Annotated in this window: 17 protein-coding genes and 1 pseudogene; 10 read left to right on the forward strand and 8 right to left on the reverse strand. The window is 68.5% G+C overall.

From position 1 onward, the window contains the following. Positions 1 to 65: 65 nt before the first annotated feature. A complete protein-coding gene (locus PBN85_RS05235) occupies positions 66 to 854 on the reverse strand; it encodes a hypothetical protein (RefSeq protein WP_037531473.1) in 789 nt (262 codons plus the stop codon). Beyond that, a complete protein-coding gene (locus tag PBN85_RS05240) occupies positions 845 to 1,519 on the reverse strand; it encodes a TIGR02117 family protein (protein ID WP_271300362.1) in 675 nt (224 codons plus the stop codon). Before PBN85_RS05240 ends, PBN85_RS05235 begins: the two co-directional genes overlap by 10 nt. 26 nt (positions 1,520 to 1,545) lie before the next feature. On the opposite strand from PBN85_RS05240, the gene phhA reads away from it, so the two are divergent. Beyond that, the gene (gene phhA, locus PBN85_RS05245; RefSeq protein ID WP_037531476.1) at positions 1,546 to 2,406 is read left to right on the forward strand and encodes a phenylalanine 4-monooxygenase; all 861 of its coding nucleotides are present in this window, start codon (positions 1,546 to 1,548) and stop codon (positions 2,404 to 2,406) included. A 50-nt stretch (positions 2,407 to 2,456) separates the two neighbouring features. Here phhA and sdhA read toward each other — a convergent pair whose 3' ends face one another. Genes sdhA through sdhC form a run of 3 tightly spaced genes read right to left on the reverse strand, consistent with a single transcriptional unit; the run spans position 2,457 to position 5,070 of the window. Next, positions 2,457 to 4,259: a succinate dehydrogenase flavoprotein subunit gene (gene sdhA / locus PBN85_RS05250; RefSeq protein WP_037531479.1), complete on the reverse strand. Its 1,803-nt coding sequence runs from the start codon at positions 4,257 to 4,259 to the stop codon at positions 2,457 to 2,459. After that, positions 4,259 to 4,642, reverse strand: a complete 384-nt coding sequence (sdhD, locus tag PBN85_RS05255) for a succinate dehydrogenase, hydrophobic membrane anchor protein (RefSeq protein WP_037531481.1) — start codon at positions 4,640 to 4,642, stop codon at positions 4,259 to 4,261. The genes sdhA and sdhD overlap by 1 nt, the downstream gene beginning before the upstream one ends. Further along, entirely contained in the window at positions 4,642 to 5,070 is a 429-nt protein-coding gene (sdhC, locus tag PBN85_RS05260) for a succinate dehydrogenase, cytochrome b556 subunit (RefSeq protein ID WP_037531484.1), read from the reverse strand. The genes sdhD and sdhC overlap by 1 nt, the downstream gene beginning before the upstream one ends. Positions 5,071 to 5,265: 195 nt before the next feature. Between sdhC and PBN85_RS05265 the strand changes: the two genes are divergently transcribed. From PBN85_RS05265 to PBN85_RS05305, 9 genes and pseudogenes are all read left to right on the forward strand, one after another. Beyond that, positions 5,266 to 6,639: a methyl-accepting chemotaxis protein gene (locus PBN85_RS05265; RefSeq protein WP_271300363.1), complete on the forward strand. Its 1,374-nt coding sequence runs from the start codon at positions 5,266 to 5,268 to the stop codon at positions 6,637 to 6,639. Position 6,640: 1 nt separating this feature from the next. Beyond that, positions 6,641 to 7,978 carry a methyl-accepting chemotaxis protein gene (locus PBN85_RS05270; RefSeq protein WP_037531485.1) on the forward strand — a complete coding sequence of 446 codons (1,338 nt, stop codon included), beginning with the start codon at positions 6,641 to 6,643 and terminating at the stop codon, positions 7,976 to 7,978. Positions 7,979 to 8,299: 321 nt separating this feature from the next. Further along, entirely contained in the window at positions 8,300 to 8,992 is a 693-nt protein-coding gene (locus PBN85_RS05275; protein ID WP_271300364.1) for an SDR family NAD(P)-dependent oxidoreductase, read from the forward strand. Then, positions 8,982 to 9,938 carry a 50S ribosomal protein L11 methyltransferase gene (locus PBN85_RS05280; protein ID WP_271300365.1) on the forward strand — a complete coding sequence of 319 codons (957 nt, stop codon included), beginning with the start codon at positions 8,982 to 8,984 and terminating at the stop codon, positions 9,936 to 9,938. The genes PBN85_RS05275 and PBN85_RS05280 overlap by 11 nt, the downstream gene beginning before the upstream one ends. 271 nt (positions 9,939 to 10,209) lie before the next feature. Beyond that, the gene (locus PBN85_RS05285) at positions 10,210 to 10,749 is read left to right on the forward strand and encodes a glycoside hydrolase family 108 protein (RefSeq protein WP_271300366.1); all 540 of its coding nucleotides are present in this window, start codon (positions 10,210 to 10,212) and stop codon (positions 10,747 to 10,749) included. A gap of 14 nt (positions 10,750 to 10,763) precedes the next feature. Beyond that, a pseudogene (locus tag PBN85_RS05290) lies at positions 10,764 to 11,003 on the forward strand (3TM-type holin); the annotation flags it as partial. 324 nt (positions 11,004 to 11,327) lie between these two features. Next, complete coding sequence (gene hslV, locus PBN85_RS05295) at positions 11,328 to 11,873, forward strand: ATP-dependent protease subunit HslV (protein ID WP_081792876.1); 546 nt, start codon at positions 11,328 to 11,330, stop codon at positions 11,871 to 11,873. Positions 11,874 to 11,970: 97 nt separating this feature from the next. After that, positions 11,971 to 13,263, forward strand: coding sequence for an ATP-dependent protease ATPase subunit HslU (hslU, locus tag PBN85_RS05300; RefSeq protein WP_037531497.1), 1,293 nt, complete (start codon positions 11,971 to 11,973; stop codon positions 13,261 to 13,263). Between the two features lie 68 nt (positions 13,264 to 13,331). Continuing rightward, the gene (locus PBN85_RS05305; RefSeq protein ID WP_443026765.1) at positions 13,332 to 14,447 is read left to right on the forward strand and encodes a mechanosensitive ion channel family protein; all 1,116 of its coding nucleotides are present in this window, start codon (positions 13,332 to 13,334) and stop codon (positions 14,445 to 14,447) included. Here the strand turns inward: PBN85_RS05305 and PBN85_RS05310 are convergent. Genes PBN85_RS05310 through otsB form a run of 3 tightly spaced genes read right to left on the reverse strand, consistent with a single transcriptional unit; the run spans position 14,389 to position 18,337 of the window. Then, positions 14,389 to 15,807 (reverse strand): alpha,alpha-trehalose-phosphate synthase (UDP-forming), encoded by a 1,419-nt coding sequence (locus tag PBN85_RS05310; protein ID WP_051583226.1) that lies wholly within the window; start codon positions 15,805 to 15,807, stop codon positions 14,389 to 14,391. The two genes, PBN85_RS05305 and PBN85_RS05310, sit on opposite strands and share 59 nt — an antisense overlap. Continuing rightward, on the reverse strand, positions 15,789 to 17,594 hold the full coding sequence (locus PBN85_RS05315) for a glycoside hydrolase family 15 protein (protein ID WP_271300367.1): 1,806 nt from the start codon (positions 17,592 to 17,594) through the stop codon (positions 15,789 to 15,791). Before PBN85_RS05315 ends, PBN85_RS05310 begins: the two co-directional genes overlap by 19 nt. Further along, entirely contained in the window at positions 17,591 to 18,337 is a 747-nt protein-coding gene (gene otsB, locus PBN85_RS05320; RefSeq protein WP_271300368.1) for a trehalose-phosphatase, read from the reverse strand. Before otsB ends, PBN85_RS05315 begins: the two co-directional genes overlap by 4 nt. Positions 18,338 to 18,479: the final 142 nt, after the last annotated feature.

The following is an 18,479-nucleotide window of genomic DNA, read 5'->3' on the forward strand; positions in this document are numbered from 1 at the left end:
TTCGCGGCTTCGCGTCTTCGCGTGAAATCCTCAAACGGCCTCGAAACCCAAACCGCCCGCACCCGCTACCGGTCCTGCACCACCGCATCCTGCGCCAGCGCCGCGGCGATCGCGAGCAGCACCTCCGGGTGGATGTGCACGCCGAGGTGGCCGCTGCTCACCTCGACCGCCTCGGCGCTGGGGTCGTGGCAGATGAAGCCGTTGACGAAGCCGTCGCTGCGGCTCCAGATCGCGGTGCACGGCACCGGCAGCGGCGCGGCGATCGCCTGGCTGCGGGCGATCACCGCCGGGTCGTCGACGCGCTCGCCGGTCGCCCATTCGAACGCCCGCCAGACGTTGGTGGCACGGCCGCCGCCGGCATAAGGCGAACTCACCGTCACCACCTTGCGGACGAGATCGGGCCGGCGATGCGCGACCAGCCGCGCCATGATCCCGCCGAGGCTGACGCCGACCAGCGCCACCGGCCCCGCCTCCGCATGCAGCGCCTCGACGCGGGCAATCAGCCGTTCCGCCTCGGTGCCGACGCTCTTGACGCCGAGGTTGCGGCCCAGCCCCCAGCCTTCGGCGCGATAGCCGAGCTTCGCCAGAAAGTCGCGCAGCACGATGCTCGACCCGTCCGAGTCGAACAGGCCGGGCAGCGCCATCACCGCACCGCCACGCCCCGGCGGCACCGCCGCGAGCGCCGCGGCGTGGCGCCAGCGGGTCGCCAACATCCAGGCGACGCGCGGCACCTCACTCGCCGCGAGCGCCTTGGGCGGCGGCGGCGGCGCGAGAAAGTCGGGGCCGAAGCGCGCATGCGCGGGCGGCTCGCTGCGCCAGCGCGCGAGGCCGGCCTGCAATTTGTCTAGAACCATTGCAGCACCGTCACCGGAAACGGCGTCCAGCGGCCGACCCGAACGCCGGCGAAGCGCAGCGCGTCGCCGACCCAGGCGTTGCAGGTCCGCAGCGCGCTGTAATGGCCGCGCGCGGCATAGAAGGCGTCGTTGCGATCATAGCCGCGCCAGCGCTGCCGCTGCGGCGCGGCACTCGCCCGGATGAACGCGGCGAGGCGGCGATATTCCACCGGCCGCAGCACGATGCGGCGCACGTCATTACCCGGCTCCGGCGCAGGAACGTGCTCGACGTGCAGCAGCGTCGCGTCGCTGCCGATCGCCGCGGCGAGCACGCGCCCCGGCCGCACGTCGCGCCAGTGCGGCGTGTCGAGATAGAAGGTCCGTTCGCCCCAGCCGATCGCAAGATGGTCATATCCTTCGTAACGCGGCGCGGCGAGGTCGGCTCCCGGTGCCCAGCCGCGCCAGTCGATCCCCGCCGCCACCTTGGGCACCACCAGCCCGACATGGATGCCGTTCGACTCGATATAGACGGTTACGCCGCGTGCGGGCGGTCGCCAATCGCGATGCGACGGAATGGCGCCACCGACCAGCCCCGCCACGCCATAGCCGACGACCAGCAACGCGACGAGCGCGGCGATGCGCGCCAGCCAGCGGCTCAGGCTCGTCAGGGCAGGATGTCGTATCATTCGAAACCTTATGCTAGGCTGCCGTCATGGCCGATGAATCACCCCAACCCCACGCCCCGTCCGCCGACTGGACGATCCCGCAGGACTGGCAGCATTATACGGCGGAGGATCATGCCACCTGGGATACTCTGTTCGCGCGCCAATCCCAATTGCTGCCCGGCCGGGCGTCGGAAGCCTATCTGCGCGGCCTCGACGTGCTCAAGCTGTCCAAGCCCGGCATCCCCGATTTCGCCGAATTGAGCGAGCGGCTGATGAAGCTGACCGGCTGGCAGGTGGTGGCGGTGCCCGGCCTCGTCCCCGATGACGTCTTCTTCGACCATATGGCGAACCGCCGCTTCGTCGCCGGCAATTTCATCCGCCGCCCCGACCAGCTCGACTATCTCCAGGAGCCGGACGTCTTCCACGACGTCTTCGGCCATGTGCCGATGCTCGCCGACCCGGTCTTCGCCGATTATCTGGAGGCCTATGGCCGCGGCGGGCAGCGCGCGCTCGGGCTCGACGCGCTCAAATACCTCGGCCGGCTCTATTGGTACACCGTCGAGTTCGGCCTGGTGCAGGAAGGCGACGACCTGCGCATCTATGGGTCGGGCATCGTGTCGAGCTTTGCCGAGAGCCGCTTCGCGCTCGACGATCCCAGTCCGAACCGGATCGCCTTCGATATCGCTCGGGTGATGCGCACCGACTATCGGATCGACGATTTCCAGCAGAATTATTTCGTCATCCCGAGCTTCGACGAATTGCTCCGCGTCACCGTCGAGACCGATTTCGCGCCGCTGTACGAGGAGCTGAAGCGCCAGGACGATATCCCGGTGGCGGCGATCGTCGCGGGCGATCGGGTGCTGACCCAGGGAACGCAGCATTATGCGCGCAGCAAGGCGCGCGGGTAGGGGAGCGATCCGAGCAGGGTGGCGGGGCGGCGATCCGCCCCGCCCGGGGATCAGTAGACCCGCTTCTTCGGCTTGATGTAATCGACGTCGTCGGTGAGCGTGTAATCGTGCACCGGACGATAATCGATCGCGGTCGCGCCGCCGACGCCGCCCCAGCCGGTGAAGCTGGTGATCGTGTGCTTCATCCACTCGCCATCGTCGCGGTCAGGATAATCCTCGTTGACGTGGGCGCCGCGCGATTCCTTGCGGTTGGCGGCGGAGTCGATCGTCACCACCGCCTGCGCGGCGAGATTGTCGAGCTCGAGCGTCTCGATCAGGTCGGTGTTCCAGATCAGGCTGCGGTCGTTGACCGCGACATCGGCGATCTGGCCGTAGATGCCCTTCATCAGCGCCTGGCCCTCGGTCAGCAGCGCATTGTCGCGGAACACCGCGCAATGCTTCTGCATCGTCCGCTGCATCTGGCCGCGGATCTCCGCGGTCGGGATGCTGCCGGTGGCGTTGCGGAACTTGTCGAGGCGGGTCAGCGCCAGCTCCTCCGAGCCCTTGGGCAGCGGATTGTGCGTGCCGTTGGGCTTGCAGATATCGGCGATCCGCTTGCCGGTGGCGCGGCCGAAGACGACGAGATCGATCAGCGAGTTCGAGCCGAGGCGGTTGGCGCCATGGACCGAGACGCACGCCGCCTCGCCGACCGCGAACAGGCCGGGGACGACCGTGTCGGGATTGCCGTCCTTGAGGTGGACGACCTCGCCGTGGAAGTTGGTCGGGATGCCGCCCATGTTGTAGTGGACCGTCGGCGTGACGGGCAGCGGCTGGCGGGTCAGGTCGACGCCGGCGAAGATCTTGCCGGTCTCGGTGATGCCGGGCAGCCGCTCGTGCAGCACCTTGGGATCGATATGGTCGAGGTGCAGGAAGATATGGTCGCCGTTCTTGCCGACGCCGCGGCCTTCGCGCATCTCCATCGCCATCGAGCGCGACACGACGTCGCGGCTGGCGAGGTCCTTCGCCGACGGGGCATAACGCTCCATGAAGCGCTCGCCTTCGGAGTTGGTCAGGTAGCCGCCTTCGCCGCGCGCGCCCTCGGTGATGAGCACGCCCGCGCCGTAGATGCCGGTCGGGTGGAACTGGACGAATTCCATGTCCTGCAGCGGCAGGCCGGCGCGCAGCACCATGCCGCCGCCGTCACCCGTGCAGGTATGCGCCGAGGTCGCCGAGAAATAGCAGCGGCCGTAGCCGCCGGTCGCCAGCACGGTATTGTGCGCGCGGAAGCGGTGGATGCTGCCGTCTTCCATGCACAAAGCGACGACGCCGCGGCACTGGCCGTTCTCCATGATCAGGTCGAGCGCGAAATATTCGACGTAGAAGTCGGCATCGTAGCGCAGCGACTGCTGGTAGAGCGTGTGCAGCATCGCATGGCCGGTGCGATCCGCGGCGGCGCAGGTGCGCTGCGCCGGCGGGCCTTCGCCCATGTTCTGCATCATGCCGCCGAACGGGCGCTGGTAGATGCGGCCTTCGTCGGTGCGGCTGAACGGCATGCCGGCATGTTCCAGCTCGTAGACCGCGGCCGGCGCTTCGCGCACCATATATTCGATCGCATCCTGGTCGCCGAGCCAGTCGGAGCCCTTGACGGTGTCGTACATATGCCAGGTCCAGTGGTCCGGACCCATGTTGCCGAGGCTGGCGGCGATGCCGCCCTGCGCCGCGACGGTATGGCTGCGGGTGGGGAACACCTTGGTGATGCAGGCGGTCTTGAGGCCGTTCTGCGCGCATTCCATCACCGCGCGCAGGCCCGAACCGCCCGCGCCGACGACGACCGCGTCATAGGTGTGATCGATGATCTTATAGGCGTCCGACATTATGCGGCAGCTCCGAAGGCGACCTTGAGGATCGCGAAGATGGCGATCGCGGCAGTGGCGACCGTGAAGAAGTTGAGCAGCAGGATCGCGGCGACGCGTTTCTGCTCGTGCTGGTAATCCTCGATCACCACCTGCAGGCCGAGGCGGAAGTGGTAGAAGACCGAGACGATCAGCAGCAGCATCGGCACCGCCGCCCAGCTGTTCTGCAACCAGCTGTGCACATTGGCATAGTCATAGCCGGGCATGCGCAGGATCGAAAAGACGAACCACAGGGTCAGGAACAGGTTGGACCCGGCGGTGACGCGCTGGCGCCACCAATGGTGCGCGCCTTCCTTGGCGCTGCCGAGGCCGCGGACGCGGCCGATATGCGTACCCGAACCCATCACTTGATCCCCAGGTAGAGCCAGAAGGCCACGGTCAGCACGATGCCGCCGGCGATGACGATCAGGCTGAACATCTTGTTGCGCTTCAGTTCGAACGCCGCGCCGGCGTCCATCACGAGGTGGCGGACGCCGTTCAGCATGTGCGTGAAGAACGCATAGGTCATGCCGACGCCGATCACCCAGCCGACGATGTTGAGATGGCCCATGTCGGTGGTGAAGACGTCGCGGAACCGCGCATAGGCCTCCGCCCCCGAGGCGATCGCGGCGAGCCACCAGACGAGCAGCACCGTGCCGACCGTCGCCATCGCCGAGCCCGTCGCGCGGTGGAGGATCGAGACCAGCATATGCGGGCCCCAGCTGTAGTGGAGCTTCAGAAAGCCCGAGAAAAGATGCGGGCTGCGCGGGCGCGCCGGAGTGCGGGATGCCATGAACGGTCCTCGGCCAAAATCGATTGCCTGCCTATTAGGCCTGAGGACGGGCGATGCAAGCCATAGCGGCGCAAAGTGACGCAGCGCACCATCGTCGCGGCAAGGAGTCCGGCCGGCGATCGGCCGACGCCGCCTCTAACCGACCATTAACCAGTGAACTCTAATCCCTGCAACACTCTTGATACATTGCCGACCGTGGAGACGCTCTTGCCCGACCTCGCCCTGCCACAGCCGGCCAGCATTGCCGCCGCGATCGACCTGCGCAGCCGCATCATCGCCTTCGACGGCGGCGAGAACACGCTGATCCCGCGCGCGGCGGAATTGTGGACGATCATCGAGGCCGACGCGCCGACGATCGTCGAGGCCTATTGGGCGCATTGGCGGCGCGCGCATCCCGGTGCGCCGGAATGGACGCCGCTCGAATCCGAACGCCGCGTCACCGCCGGCATCGCCTATCTGCGCAACCGCTGCTGCCACCTCGACGGGCTCGCCTGGGTCGAGTCGCTCGAACGATCGGTCGCCGCCGCTTATGCGGCGGGCGTGTCGACGATGGAGGTGCTCGCCATGTCGTGCGCCAGTGATCGCGCCGCGCTGCGCGCGCTGATGGCCCGCGTGCCGGCCGACGATCCGCGCCACAGCGGCCTGGTCGACGCGCTGATGCGCTTGTTCGGCATGGAGACCGAGCTGACCGTCGAGCTGTTTGCCGGCTATGCCGATCACGGCGCGCGGCTCGCCCGCGAAGGCCTCGCCGACGATTTCCGCGAGGGCATCACCAGCGCGGTCGAGATCGCCACCGACGAGGGCCGCGCGCTGCGCGACCAGGCGCAGCGCAGCTCGGGCTCGGCGCGCGGCATGCTCGGCAAGGCGAGCGAGGTCGCCGCCGCCGCCGAACAATCCGCGGTCGCGATGCGCGAGGCGGCGCAGACCGCCGCCGGTCTGATCCGTGCGATCGAGGACGCCCGTACCGAAGTGGAGGCCGCCGCCGAGATCGCCAGCCGCGCCAGCGTGCAGGCGACCAATGCGGTGGGCATGTCGGAGACGCTGAGCGATCATGCCAAGTCGATCGAATCGATCCTCAGCCTGATCCGCGACATCGCCGGACAGACCAATCTGCTCGCGCTCAACGCGACGATCGAGGCGGCGCGCGCGGGCGATGCCGGCCGCGGCTTCGCGGTGGTCGCGCAGGAGGTGAAGAGCCTCGCCAACCAGACCGCCCGCGCCACCGACGATATCGCCGCCAAGATCGCCTCGATCCAGTCGGCGACACGCTCGACGGTCGAGACCAACGCCAGCATCAAGAGCACCGTCACCGAGGTGCAGGAGAGCGCCGACCGCATCCGCTATGCGATGGAGGCGCAGGCGCAGACCGTCACCGCGATCACCGCCGCAGTCGACGAGACCGCGCTCGCCGCCGATTCGATGTCGAGCACGATCGCCGCGATCCGCAGCGACACCGAGACGGTCGCCGCCGAGATCGACCATGTCGGTCGCGGCTTCGACCGGCTCGACGGCCAGCTGATCGCGCTCAAGACCAGCGCCGGCGAATTCGTCACCAAGGTCGCGGCCTGAAATGACCAGGGCGCAGCGCGATCTCGCCGAGCACCTTGGCGAATATGACTGGGACGGAGAGATCGCGACCTCCTGCCGCGAGATCGCCGGGCTGCTGACCCCGGCGGACTATGGCGAGATCTCGCGCCGCTTCTGGGACCATTATCTGTCGCTGCCCGCGGTGCAGCCGTTGCGGCGGCTGTTCACCGCCGACCGGCTCGAACGGCGGATCGCCGACAGCGCCCGTTACGCCTTCCTCAAGTACAGCGCGCCGTTCGATGCCGCCTGGGGCGCGATCGCGGTGCGCAATGCCGAACAGTCCGCGCAGTCCGGCGTGCCGATGGCGAGCCTGCAGGCGGCGCTCGCCCAGTCGCACAGTTTCACCGTGAGGACGCTGGAACGCCATTGCGAAGGCGATACCAAGCGATTGCTGCGGCTGTGCGACGCGGTCCAGCGCATCTCTCTGGTCGAATCCGACCTGATGACCGGGCGGCTCGTCGCGCTGCGCGACGAGGCGGCGCGCGAGGAGCGGCAGGCACGATCGGCGGCGTTCCGCGAGAGCATCGCCTGCGCGATCGCCGGCACCGCGACGCTCGGCGCGCGCATCCGCGTCCAGGCCGGCGCGGCCTCCGCCTCGACGCGCGAGATGCTCGGCAAGGCGGGGGAGGTCGCCGCGGCGGCGGAGCAATCGGCGGTGGCGATGCGCGAGGCGGCGCAGACCGCGGCGGGCCTGATCCGCGCGATCGACCATGCCCGCGCCGAGGTCGATTCCGCCGCCGGCATCGCGCGGCGCGCCAGCGACCATGCCGGTGAGGCGGTGCGCGCGAGCGCGCTGCTCAGCGATCACGCCCAGTCGATCGAATCGATCCTCGGCCTGATCCGCGACATCGCCGGGCAGACCAATCTGCTCGCGCTCAACGCGACGATCGAGGCGGCGCGGGCAGGGGACGCGGGCCGCGGCTTCGCGGTGGTCGCGCAGGAGGTGAAGAGCCTCGCCAACCAGACCGCGCGTGCGACGGACGATATCGCCGGCAAGATCGCCGCGATCCAGCATGCGACGCGGACGACGGTGGCGACCAATGCGGCGATCCGCGAGACGGTCGGCGAGGTGCAGGTCTCCGCCGATCGCATCCGCGACGCGATGGCCGCGCAGGCGCATACCGTCACCGCGATCACCGCGGCGGTCGACGAAACCGCGCTCGCCGCCGATTCGATGTCGCACACGATCGGGGCGATCCGCGCCGACACGCAGGCGGTCGCCGGCGAGATCGACAGCCTCGGCGCCGGCTTCGGCGAGGTCGGCGACCGGCTCGGGCAATTGCAGCAATCGGCGGACGGGTTCTCGGCCAGCGTCGGATGATGCCGGAAGTCGGCGGGTCGAGAGGCTTGCCGAAGCAATAGGCCCGCGGGGTGAAATTCCTCTCCTCCACCAGTCACCACCCCGGCGAAGGCGGGAGTCCAGTTGGGTAAAGCTCAGTCGAGGCCAACGACCGTTGCCCGACTGGGCCCCGGCCTTCGCCGGGGTGGTCGACTTATGATGCGCTTTCTGTGCACCTCCGAGACTTTTGGGTTAATCGAACGGCGCCGCGCCGCCGCGCCGCCGCGCCGCCGGGCCTCTGCGTGAACATCCGGCATCAGCGCCGCCATTGCCGCTCCCGGCCGCGCCGCCTAAAGCCACGCCATGGCGATACTTCTTACCGGATCGAGCCGCGGCATCGGCGCGGCGATCGACGTGGCGTTGCGTGAGGGCGGCGCGCAGGTGATCGGACATGGCACGGCGAGCGGCATCGCCGCCGACTTCGCCGATCCCGCCGCGCCGCGGGCCTTGTGGGCGGCGGCGCTGGCGCAGGCCGGGCAGATCGACGTGCTGGTCAACAATGCCGGCGTGTTCGAGGCCAGTCCGTTGACCCGCGACCACGACGACTGGGTCGCCGATTGGGAGCGGACGCAGCGGATCAATCTCACCGCCGCCGCGGAGCTGTGCCGGCTGGCGGTACGCCACTGGCAGCAGCGCGGGTGCGGCGGGCGGATCGTCAACATCGCCAGCCGCGCCGCCTATCGCGGCGATTCACCGGCGCACTGGCATTATGCCGCCGCCAAGGCGGGGATGGTGGCGATGACCAAGACGATCGCCCGCGGCTATGCGCGCGAGAACATCCTCGCCTTCGCGATCTGCCCCGGCTTCACGATGACCGGCATGGCCGACGACTATCTCGCCAGCCGCGGCGGCGACGCGCTGCTCGCCGACATTCCGCTCGGCAAGGTCGCTGATCCGGCCGAAGTGGCGGCGGTGGCGCGCTTCTGCGCGCTCGAGGCGCCGGCATCGATGACCGGGGCGGTGATCGACGTCAACGGGGCGAGCTATGTCCGCTGATACGCCGGGGTCGAGCTGGAAGGTCAGCCTGCCGTGCACCCGCGCCGAGGCGGAGGCGATCGACAGCGCGAGCGATCTCGTCATCGACGCGGTGCTGATGACCACCGAAGAGGTGGAGGACGATGTCGAACGCTGGCGGCTCGACGCCTATCTCGATCATGCACCCGATGCGGCGATGCTGGCGACGATCCACGCCCTGGTGCCGAGCGCCAGCGCCCATGATCCGTCGGTCGAGCGGCTCGACGCGCAGGATTGGGTGACGCTGAGCCAGGCGGGGCTGGAGCCGATCCGCGAGGGCCGCTTCGTCGTCCATACCGCCGCGCATGCCGTGTCGCCGCCGCCGGGCGGGCGCGCCTTCCTGATCGAGGCGGGGCAGGCGTTCGGCACCGGCCATCACGGAACGACCAGCGGCTGCCTCGCGATGCTCGACGCGCTCGCGGTGGCGGGGCGGCGGTTCGAGGCGGTGATCGACGTCGGCACCGGCACCGGCCTCCTCGCCTTCGCCGCGACCGCCTTGTGGCCGGCGGCGCGGGTGGTGGCGACCGACATCGATCCGGTGGCGATCGCGGTGACGCACGACAATGCCGCGCGCAACGGCGTGGAGGGGGTCGCGCTCTACGTCGCCGATGGCGCGCGCGATGCGGCGATCGACGCGGCCGCGCCGTTCGATCTGGTGATCGCCAACATCCTCGCCGGGCCGTTGGTGTCGATGGCGCCCGAACTCGCCGCGATCGCCGCGCCCGATGCGGTGATCGTGCTCGCCGGGCTGCTCGAGACGCAGCGCGAGGATGTCGTCGCGGCCTATGCGGCATGCGGCTGCACGCTGGTCGGGATCGACCGGCGGGGCGACTGGACGGTGCTGCAATTGCGCGGCGGCGCGACGCGCTACGTGCCGGAGGGGCCGTTCGACCCCAAGGGGCGCGACGGCTGGGCGCTCGACCTGTAGGGGCGTGGCCCGCGGTGGTGCGAAGCGGGAGGGCTGCGGGGCCATGGGGCGGGCCGCCGTCACGACCGCCGGGCGCTACGGTTTGACAAGCGGCCCGGCCGACTCGGACATGACGATCGCCGGTTGGCGCCGACGCCGTGTTGGAACGGCGGCCTTGCGCATGCCGGCCAAGCCACGCACGCGCCACGGCTTTTACGCCCCCGAAAAAAGCCGCTGTCCTATTTGGAACGGCCATGATCCCGATCGCCGCCTGACCAGCAGGAGGCACGGCATGACGATACAGACGCTCATCGACGACGTGATCGACCGCGAAGGCGGCTATGTCGACCACCCCGCCGACCGCGGCGGCCCGACCTGCTGGGGGATCAGCGTCGCGGTGGCGCGGGCGAACGGCTACCATGGCGCGATGCGCGATCTGCCGCGCGCCATCGCCGCGGCGATCTACGAGCGCGTCTACTGGCGTGGCGCCGGGTTCGACAAGATCGCCGAACGCGCGCCGGCGCTCGCCGCCGAACTGTTCGATACCGGCGTCAACATGGGCACCGCCACCGCGGCCCGCTTCCTCCAGCGCGCGCTCAACGCGCTCAACCGCAACGGCCGCGATTATGCCGACATCGCCGCGGACCAGCGGATCGGCGCCGCGACGCTCGCCGCGCTCGACGCCTTCCTCGCCATCCGCGGGCCGGCGGGGGAGCGGGTGCTGATCAAGGCGGTCGATGCCTTGCAGGGCGAACGCTATCTCGCGCTCGCCGAGCGCCGCCCCGCCGACGAGGCGTTCCTCTACGGCTGGCTCGCGGCGCGCGTCGCATGAGCGAGCCGCTCCCCGACCGCTGGGTGACGCGCGCGCGGCCTGCCTTCCTCTACGTCATGTACGTGCTGCTGCTTGGCGCGATCCCGGTCGGCCTCGTCGCGGCGATCCGCCCGGCCTGCGCCGCGGCGATCGCGCACGGCATGGCGGCGTACCTCGCCGCGATCCCGGAGCCGCTCTACGCGCTCTTCGGCACCGGCTATCTCGGCTACACCGCGGCGCGCACCGTCGGGAAGATCAAGGGCGTCGATCGGTGACGGTGTAGCGGAGGGTTCACGCGGAGGCGCGGAGAAGAAGCATCGGTTCGCGCAGAGGCGCAGAGGACGCAGAGTTGACGTGCTCTGCCGCGGAGCGGCCTTTTCGCTACGCGACCTAGTCAGGAAGGGTGCTTCGCGCCGACGCGATGCCTCTGCGCCTCTGCGCGAAACGCCTTTTCGCGTCTTAGCGTCTTCGCGTGAACCCAACCCTGCCTCTCCGCGCCTCCGCGAGACCCCGATCGTCCTCACTCGCCAAGACGGACCCGATCGACTTGCCCCGCACCGCAGGCACCCTACATCGCCCCCATGAGCGATTCCCATTCCATGCCGGTCTGGCATGGCACCACCATCCTGTCGGTCCGGCGCAACGGCAAGGTCGTCGTCATCGGCGACGGTCAGGTCTCGATGGGCCAGACCGTGATGAAGCCCAATGCCAAGAAGGTCCGCCGCCTCGGTGCGGACGGGCAGGTGATCGGCGGCTTCGCCGGCGCCACCGCCGACGCCTTCACCTTGTTCGAGCGGCTGGAGGCGAAGCTGGAGCGGCATCAGGGCAAGCTGATGCGCGCCGCGGTCGAACTCGCCAAGGACTGGCGCACCGACAAATATCTCCGCAATCTCGAGGCGATGATGATCGTCGCCGACAAGGACGTGACGCTGATCCTCACCGGCAACGGCGACGTGCTCGAACCGGAGGCCGGCGTCGCCGCGATCGGCTCCGGCGGCAATTACGCGCTCGCCGCGGCGCGCGCGCTGGTCGATTACGAGGCCGATGCCGAGACCGTCTGCCGCAAGGCGATGGCGATCGCCGCCGAGGTCTGCGTCTACACCAACGATCGCACCACGATCGAGGTGATGGACAGCACGACCTAAGGATAGACAGCGCCGCCCCGGCGAAGGCCGCGGTGTCGTGACCTTACTGCGCCCTGGCGGCGCGCGATCCCAGCACAGCTGTGACCCAGGATTTCCGATGAACCAGAATCTCACTCCCAAGGCGATCGTCGCCGCCCTCGACGCCCATATCATCGGCCAGCGCGACGCCAAGCGCGCGGTGGCGGTGGCGATGCGCAACCGGTGGCGGCGCCAGCAACTCTCGGCCGATCTGCGCGACGAGGTGACGCCCAAGAACATCCTGATGATCGGGCCCACCGGTTGCGGCAAGACCGAGATCAGCCGCCGCCTCGCCAAGCTTGCCGACGCGCCGTTCGTCAAGGTCGAGGCGACCAAGTTCACCGAGGTTGGCTATGTCGGCCGCGACGTCGAACAGATCGCGCGCGACCTCGTCGAGGAGGCGATCCGGCTGGAGAAGGAGCGCCGCCGCGTTGCGGTCAAGGACAAGGCGGAGGAAGCGGCGATGAAGCGCCTGCTCGACGCCCTCGTCGGCAAGGATTCGAGCCAGGCGACGCGCGAGAGCTTCAAGCAGCGCTTCGCCGACGGTCATCTCGACGCGACCGAGATCGAGATCGAGCTGGAACAGGCCGCGGCGACTCCGTTCGACGTGCCGGGCAGCGGCCCGCAGATGATCAACCTCGGCGAGATGATGAAGTCGCTGAGTGGCAATCAGCCGCTCAAGCGCCGCAAGCTGTCGGTGCGTGCCGCCTGGGACAAACTGGTCGAGGAGGAGGCCGACAAGCGGCTCGATCAGGACGAGGTCAGCCGCACCGCGCTGGCGGACGCCGAGGCGAACGGCATCGTCTTCCTCGACGAGATCGACAAGATCGCGGTCAGCGACGTGCGCGGCGGCTCGGTCAGCCGCGAAGGCGTGCAGCGCGACCTGCTGCCGCTGATCGAAGGCACGACGGTGGCGACCAAATACGGGCCGATGAAGACCGACCATATCCTGTTCATCGCCAGCGGTGCCTTCCATGTCGCCAAGCCGTCCGACCTGCTGCCCGAGCTGCAGGGCCGCCTGCCCATCCGCGTCGAGCTGAAGGGCCTGACCGAGGAGGATTTCATCGCCATCCTCTCCGACACCAAGGCATCGCTGCCGGCGCAATACCAGGCGTTGCTGGCGACCGAGGGGGCCGAGGTCCGCTTCACCGACGACGGCATCGCCGCGATCGCACGCATCGCCGCCGAGGTGAACGGCCAGGTCGAGAATATCGGCGCGCGCCGCCTTCAGACGGTGATGGAGAAATTGCTCGAGGAGGTGAGCTTCGATGCCGAGGATCGCGAAGCGCCGGTGACGGTCGACGCCGCCTATGTCGAGGCGCAGCTGGCGGGGATCGCCCGCAACACCGATCTCAGCCGCTTCGTGCTGTAAGGCGGCGGCGAAGACGTTTCGCAGGTGCAGCATGAAAGCGGGCCGGCAAGGGAGCCTTAACCCGCGTCATGCGTGATAGCGGGATGCGCATTCCGTATCTCGACGTGACCCTGCCCGAATGGACCGCGCGCCTCGGCGGCGTGCTGCTGGTGGTGCTGGTGCTCGCGCTGGTTCACCGCAGCCTGTTCGCCGTGTTGCGGCGGATCGCCAGCCGCACCGCGACCAAGACCGACGATATCCTGATCGCGCGGCTCGGGCGGCCGACCTTCTGGCTGATGATCGGAGTCGCGTTGGCGGCATCTGGGCCGGGGCTCGACCTGCCGCGCTATTGGGAGACGATCTGGCAGCGCGCGATCGGGCTGCTCACCCCGGCGATCTTCGGCTGGATGCTGCTTGCCGCGCTCACCGCCTATCGCGACGTCAGCGAGGTGCGGTTCGACATATCGGCGACCGACAATCTGCGCGCGCGGCGGCGGCGGACGCGGATCAGCATCCTCCACCGCATCGGCGTGTTCGTGCTGGTGATGCTGACGGTGATGATGATGCTGATGAGCATCCCCAGCGTCCGCACGATCGGCGTGACGCTCGCCGCCTCCGCCGGTGTCGCCGGCCTCGCTATCGGCGCCGCCGCGCAGCCGGCGCTCAAGAACGTCATCGCCGGTATCCAGATGGCCTTCACCGAACCGATCCGCATCGACGACGTCGTCATCATCGACAATGAATGGGGGCGGATCGAGGACATCCGCCTGACCTATGTCGTGGTGCGCATCTGGGACGACCGCCGGCTGGTGGTGCCCGTTTCCAAATTCCTCGAGAACAGCTTCCAGAACTGGACGCGCGAGACGAGCGCGCTGCTCGGCTCGGTCTTCTGGTATCTCGATCCCGCCGCCGACGTGCCGCGCATCCGCGCCAAGCTGGAGGAGATCGTCCGCGCCAATCCGCGCTGGGACCAGCGTTTCTGCAACCTTCAGGTCACCGATGCGAAACCCGACGGGACGATGGAGCTGCGCGGGCTGATGACCGCGAAAGACGCCTCCACCGCCTTCGACCTGCGTTGCGACGTGCGCGAGGCGATCTACGCCTTCATCCGCGACGAGATGCCCGAGGCGCTGCCGCGCGAACGCTTCATGCGGGCTCCGTCTGCGCCTCCGTCTCCACCGCCGGACCCATCAGCGCATCGGTGAAGGTCTTGCGCCACCAGCCGATATCCTGCCGAGTGATGACGTCCATCATCTTGGTCCAGCGTTCGATCCGCTCCTCGCGCGGCATGCGCAGCGCGAGCATGATCGCGTCGGACATTTCCTCCGCCGAATAGGGGTTGATCAGCACCGCATCGGTGAGTTGGCAGGCCGCGCCGGCGAAGCGCGACAGGATCAGCACGCCCGGGTCCTCCGGATTCTGCGCGGCGACATATTCCTTGGCGACGAGGTTCATGCCGTCGCGCAACGGGGTGACGAGGCCGATCTTGGCGGCGCGATAGATGCCGGCAAGCACGTCGCGCGGATAGCCCTGGTTGACGTAGCGGATCGGCACCCAGTCGATATCGGCATAGGCGCCATTGATCCGCCCGGCGAGCCCTTCGAGGTTGCTGCGGATCTTCTGGTAGCTGCCGACCGTCGCGCGGCTCGGCGGCGCGATCTGGAGCAGGGTGACTTCCTTGCGCTCCTCAGGATGTTCGGTGAGGAAGCGTTCGTAGCCGAGGAACCGCTCCTCCAGCCCCTTGGAATAATCGAGCCGGTCGACGCCGACGATCATGTCGCGCCCCACCGCGGCATCGCGCATCTGGCGGAAGGCAAGGCGACCGCGCGTGCTGGTGGCGAGTCCGGCGAATTCCTTGGCGTCGATCCCGATCGGGCAGGCCATGACGCGGACGCGGCGATCGTCGAGGACGAGGTCGTCGCCCTCCATATGCGCACCGAGTTCGGCGGTGGCATAGTCGCAGAAGCTCTGCAGCCATTCCTCGGTATGGAAGCCGATCACGTCATAGGCGAACAGGCTGCGCACCAGCGCCTGCGCTTCGGGCAGGATCGACAGCAGCCGCCGCGGCGGCCACGGAATGTGCAGGAAGAAGCCGAGGCGGTTGGTCGCGCCGCGCTTGCGCAATTCCTCGCCGAGCGGAAAGAGATGATAGTCCTGGATCCAGACCGCATCATCCTCCTCGATCAGCGGCTGGACGGTATCGGCGAAGCGTTCGTTGACGCGCTGATAGCCGCCGGCAAATTCGCGCTCATATTCGGCGAGGTCGACGCGGTAGTGGAACAGCGGCCACAGCGTTCGATTGGCGTAGCCGTTGTAATATTCGTCGATGTCCTGCTCTTCCAGGTCGACGGTGGCGGTGGTGACGCCGTCGTTGCGCTGGAAGGTGATCTGGCCGGTATATTCGTCGGTCTGGTCCCCCGACCAGCCGAACCACATGCCCTTATATTCGCGCAACGCCGAGGCGAGCGCGACGGCAAGGCCGCCCTGCGCGCCGGAGTCGGACCCCTTGGGCGCGGACACACGATTGGATATGATGATCAGGCGGCTCAGCGGATCGAACTCCATGGTTTGGACAATAGCGCAGCGCAATTGATCATGCCGACCAGCGAATAGGTCTGCGGATAATTGCCCCACAATTCCCCCGATGTCGGGTCGATGTCTTCGGAAAGAAGACCGGCTGCGGTGCGTCGTGCCAGCATCTCGTCGAACAGCGCACGGGCATCGGCGTGGCGGCCGGTGAAGTGCAGCGCCTCGATCAGCCAGAAGGTGCAGACGTTGAAGGCGGTTTCGGGCAGGCCGAAATCATCCTCGGTGTCGTAGCGCAGCATGTGGCTGCCGCGTCGCAGACCCTTCTCCACCGCCTCCAGCGTGCCGACGAAGCGGGGATCGTCGGGCTCGAAGAAACGCAGGTCGAGCAGCTGGATCAGGCTCGCGTCAAGGTCGTCCCCCGCGAAGGTCGCCGACATCCGGTTGGTCTCGGGCCGCCACGCGCGCGTCTCGATCTCGGTGCGGATCGTGTCGGCGCGGCCCTGCCAGAAGTCGCGCCGGTCGGACAGGCCGAGGACGTGCGCGGCATTGGCGAGCCGGTCGCACGCCGCCCAGCACATGGCGGAGGAATAGGTATGGACGCTCTGCCGGGTGCGCAGCTCCCACAGACCGGCGTCGGGCTGGTCGTGGAACTGCCAGGCGCGTTCGCCGACATGTTCGAGGCTCTCGAAATCCTCGCGACCCGACTGGCGGAACAGCCGCTGGTCGAAGAAGGCATGGACGCTGCACAGTACGATCTGGCCGTAGGCGTCGTGCTGGATCTGCTCATAGGCCTGGTTGCCGACCCGCACCGGCCCCATGCCGCGATAACCGGCTAGCGCCGGCGCGAACCGCTCCTCCAGCGTCGGCTCGCCGAGCACGCCGTACAGCGGCTGGATATGCCCGCCCGCGGCGCTGTCGACGATATTGCGCAGATAGCCGAGATAGCCCTCCAGCACGTCGAGCGCGCCGAGCCGGTTGAGCGCCTGCACCGTGTAATAGGCATCGCGCACCCAGCAATAGCGATAGTCCCAGTTGCGCTCCGACCCGGCATGTTCGGGGATCGAGGTGGTGAGCGCGGCGACGATCGCGCCGGTCTCCTCGTGCTGGCACAGTTTGAGCGTGATCGCCGAGCGGATCACCACATCCTGCCATTCGAGCGGGATGGCGAGGCCGCGCACCCATTCCTGCCATTCGGCGATCGTCTGCGCGAGCATCGCCTCCAGCGTCTCGGCGAGGTCGCCGCTGAAGCTCTCGTCCGGCCCGAGGAAGAAGTGCAGCGGCCGTTCGAGGCGGAAGGCGCGCTCCTCCTGCACCATGCCGATCGGCGCGGTGGTGGTGAGCCGCAGCTGCATCGCATCGAGCAGGATGCGCAGATGGTTGGAGCCGCCGATCTGTTCTCGGCAGGTGCCGCCCCAGCCGCAGGTGGTGCGGAGCTTTACCGTGACGCGCGGGCTGCCGGCGATCGGACGGACGATGCGCGCGAAGGCGACCGGGCGATACGTCCGCCCGGTGCGCACGAAGCGCGGGCAGAAATCGGTGACCTCCAGCACGTTGCCGGCATCATCGGTATGCGTGCTGACCAGGATCGGGGTGTTGCGGATATAATGCTGCTCGACCTTGACCGAATTTTCGATGCCGATCGACCAATAGCCGCTGTCGGGATCCGCCCCGCCGACGAGAGCGGAGAAGAGCGGATCGCCGTCGACGCGCGGCACGCACGCCCAGACGAAGCGCCCGGCGCGATCGACCAGCGCGCTGACCTGGCAATTGCCGATCGGCCAGAGGTCGACGCTCATCGCATTGGCGTCGGGCGTGGAGGTCATGCAGCAAGGCTTTCGGTTGCGGCTTCGAGCCAGTGGAGCGTGCTGGCGACGCTGTCGAGACGATAGGCGGCGGCGGTCTCGCGCGCCGCGCCGATCAGCACGCCCGCGCCGCCCAGCGCGCGCGCGGCGACCATCGCCGGCTCGTCGGTGTCGTCGTCGCCGAGGAAGACCGGACGCGCACCGGCCATCGCCGGGCTCTGCATCAGCGTGCGCAGCGCGGTGCCCTTGTCGGCGCCGGGAACACGCACCTCGACCATCATCTTGCCGGTCTGGAGATGCAGTCCGGCGTCGGCGGCGAGCTGGCGGGCGAGGTCGTGCGCCTGCGCCTCCGCCTCCGGCACCGCGCGGTAATGGAGCGCGGCGCCCAGCGGCTTTTCCTCGACCAGCACGCCGCGTGTTGCAGTTGCGAAGGCTTTCATTGCCACGACTATACGGTCGAGGGCGGCGGGGCGTTCCGCGCGCATGTGCGTGCCGTCGGGCCACAGCACTTCGAGGCCATGGCTGCCCGACACGGCGAAATGCGGATCGCCGAACAGCGCGCGGATGCCGCTGACCGGCCGGCCGGAGATGATCGCCACCCGGCCGTCGAGCCGATCCGACAGCCGATCGATCAGGGCCGCGAGCCGCGCATCGACCGCCACCGCCTCGGGATGCTCCGCCAGTTCGACCAACGTGCCGTCGAAATCGAGGAACAGCGCGGCATCGCGCAACAGGTCGGCGGGGGGCGGGGGCAGGTGCGTCACGCGGCGCGGTGTCGGGGATCGGGGGGCAGGGGTCAAGCTGCGAGCGTCGTCGCACCCCGTCGCACAGACTGCACCCGCCCGATCGGAGCAAGTGGTTCGCAACTTCAGGAGAAGGCGGCCTATTATGGAATTAACCCATTAT

The sequence above is a fragment of the Sphingomonas sp. CV7422 genome, assembly GCF_027945725.1.
Lineage (GTDB): Bacteria > Pseudomonadota > Alphaproteobacteria > Sphingomonadales > Sphingomonadaceae > Sphingomonas > Sphingomonas kyungheensis.

What these genes read in the sequence shown, in the direction of transcription:
- PBN85_RS05235 (WP_037531473.1), bottom strand. Translation starts at nt 854, where the DNA reads ATGGTTCTAGACAAATTGCAGGCCGGCCTCGCGCGCTGGCGCAGCGAG.
- PBN85_RS05240 (WP_271300362.1), bottom strand. Translation starts at nt 1,519, where the DNA reads ATGATACGACATCCTGCCCTGACGAGCCTGAGCCGCTGGCTGGCGCGC.
- phhA (WP_037531476.1), top strand. Translation starts at nt 1,546, where the DNA reads ATGGCCGATGAATCACCCCAACCCCACGCCCCGTCCGCCGACTGGACG.
- sdhA (WP_037531479.1), bottom strand. Translation starts at nt 4,259, where the DNA reads ATGTCGGACGCCTATAAGATCATCGATCACACCTATGACGCGGTCGTC.
- sdhD (WP_037531481.1), bottom strand. Translation starts at nt 4,642, where the DNA reads ATGGGTTCGGGTACGCATATCGGCCGCGTCCGCGGCCTCGGCAGCGCC.
- sdhC (WP_037531484.1), bottom strand. Translation starts at nt 5,070, where the DNA reads ATGGCATCCCGCACTCCGGCGCGCCCGCGCAGCCCGCATCTTTTCTCG.
- PBN85_RS05270 (WP_037531485.1), top strand. Translation starts at nt 6,641, where the DNA reads ATGACCAGGGCGCAGCGCGATCTCGCCGAGCACCTTGGCGAATATGAC.
- PBN85_RS05275 (WP_271300364.1), top strand. Translation starts at nt 8,300, where the DNA reads ATGGCGATACTTCTTACCGGATCGAGCCGCGGCATCGGCGCGGCGATC.
- PBN85_RS05280 (WP_271300365.1), top strand. Translation starts at nt 8,982, where the DNA reads ATGTCCGCTGATACGCCGGGGTCGAGCTGGAAGGTCAGCCTGCCGTGC.
- PBN85_RS05285 (WP_271300366.1), top strand. Translation starts at nt 10,210, where the DNA reads ATGACGATACAGACGCTCATCGACGACGTGATCGACCGCGAAGGCGGC.
- hslV (WP_081792876.1), top strand. Translation starts at nt 11,328, where the DNA reads ATGCCGGTCTGGCATGGCACCACCATCCTGTCGGTCCGGCGCAACGGC.
- hslU (WP_037531497.1), top strand. Translation starts at nt 11,971, where the DNA reads ATGAACCAGAATCTCACTCCCAAGGCGATCGTCGCCGCCCTCGACGCC.
- PBN85_RS05305 (WP_443026765.1), top strand. Translation starts at nt 13,332, where the DNA reads ATGCGTGATAGCGGGATGCGCATTCCGTATCTCGACGTGACCCTGCCC.
- PBN85_RS05310 (WP_051583226.1), bottom strand. Translation starts at nt 15,807, where the DNA reads ATGGAGTTCGATCCGCTGAGCCGCCTGATCATCATATCCAATCGTGTG.
- PBN85_RS05315 (WP_271300367.1), bottom strand. Translation starts at nt 17,594, where the DNA reads ATGACCTCCACGCCCGACGCCAATGCGATGAGCGTCGACCTCTGGCCG.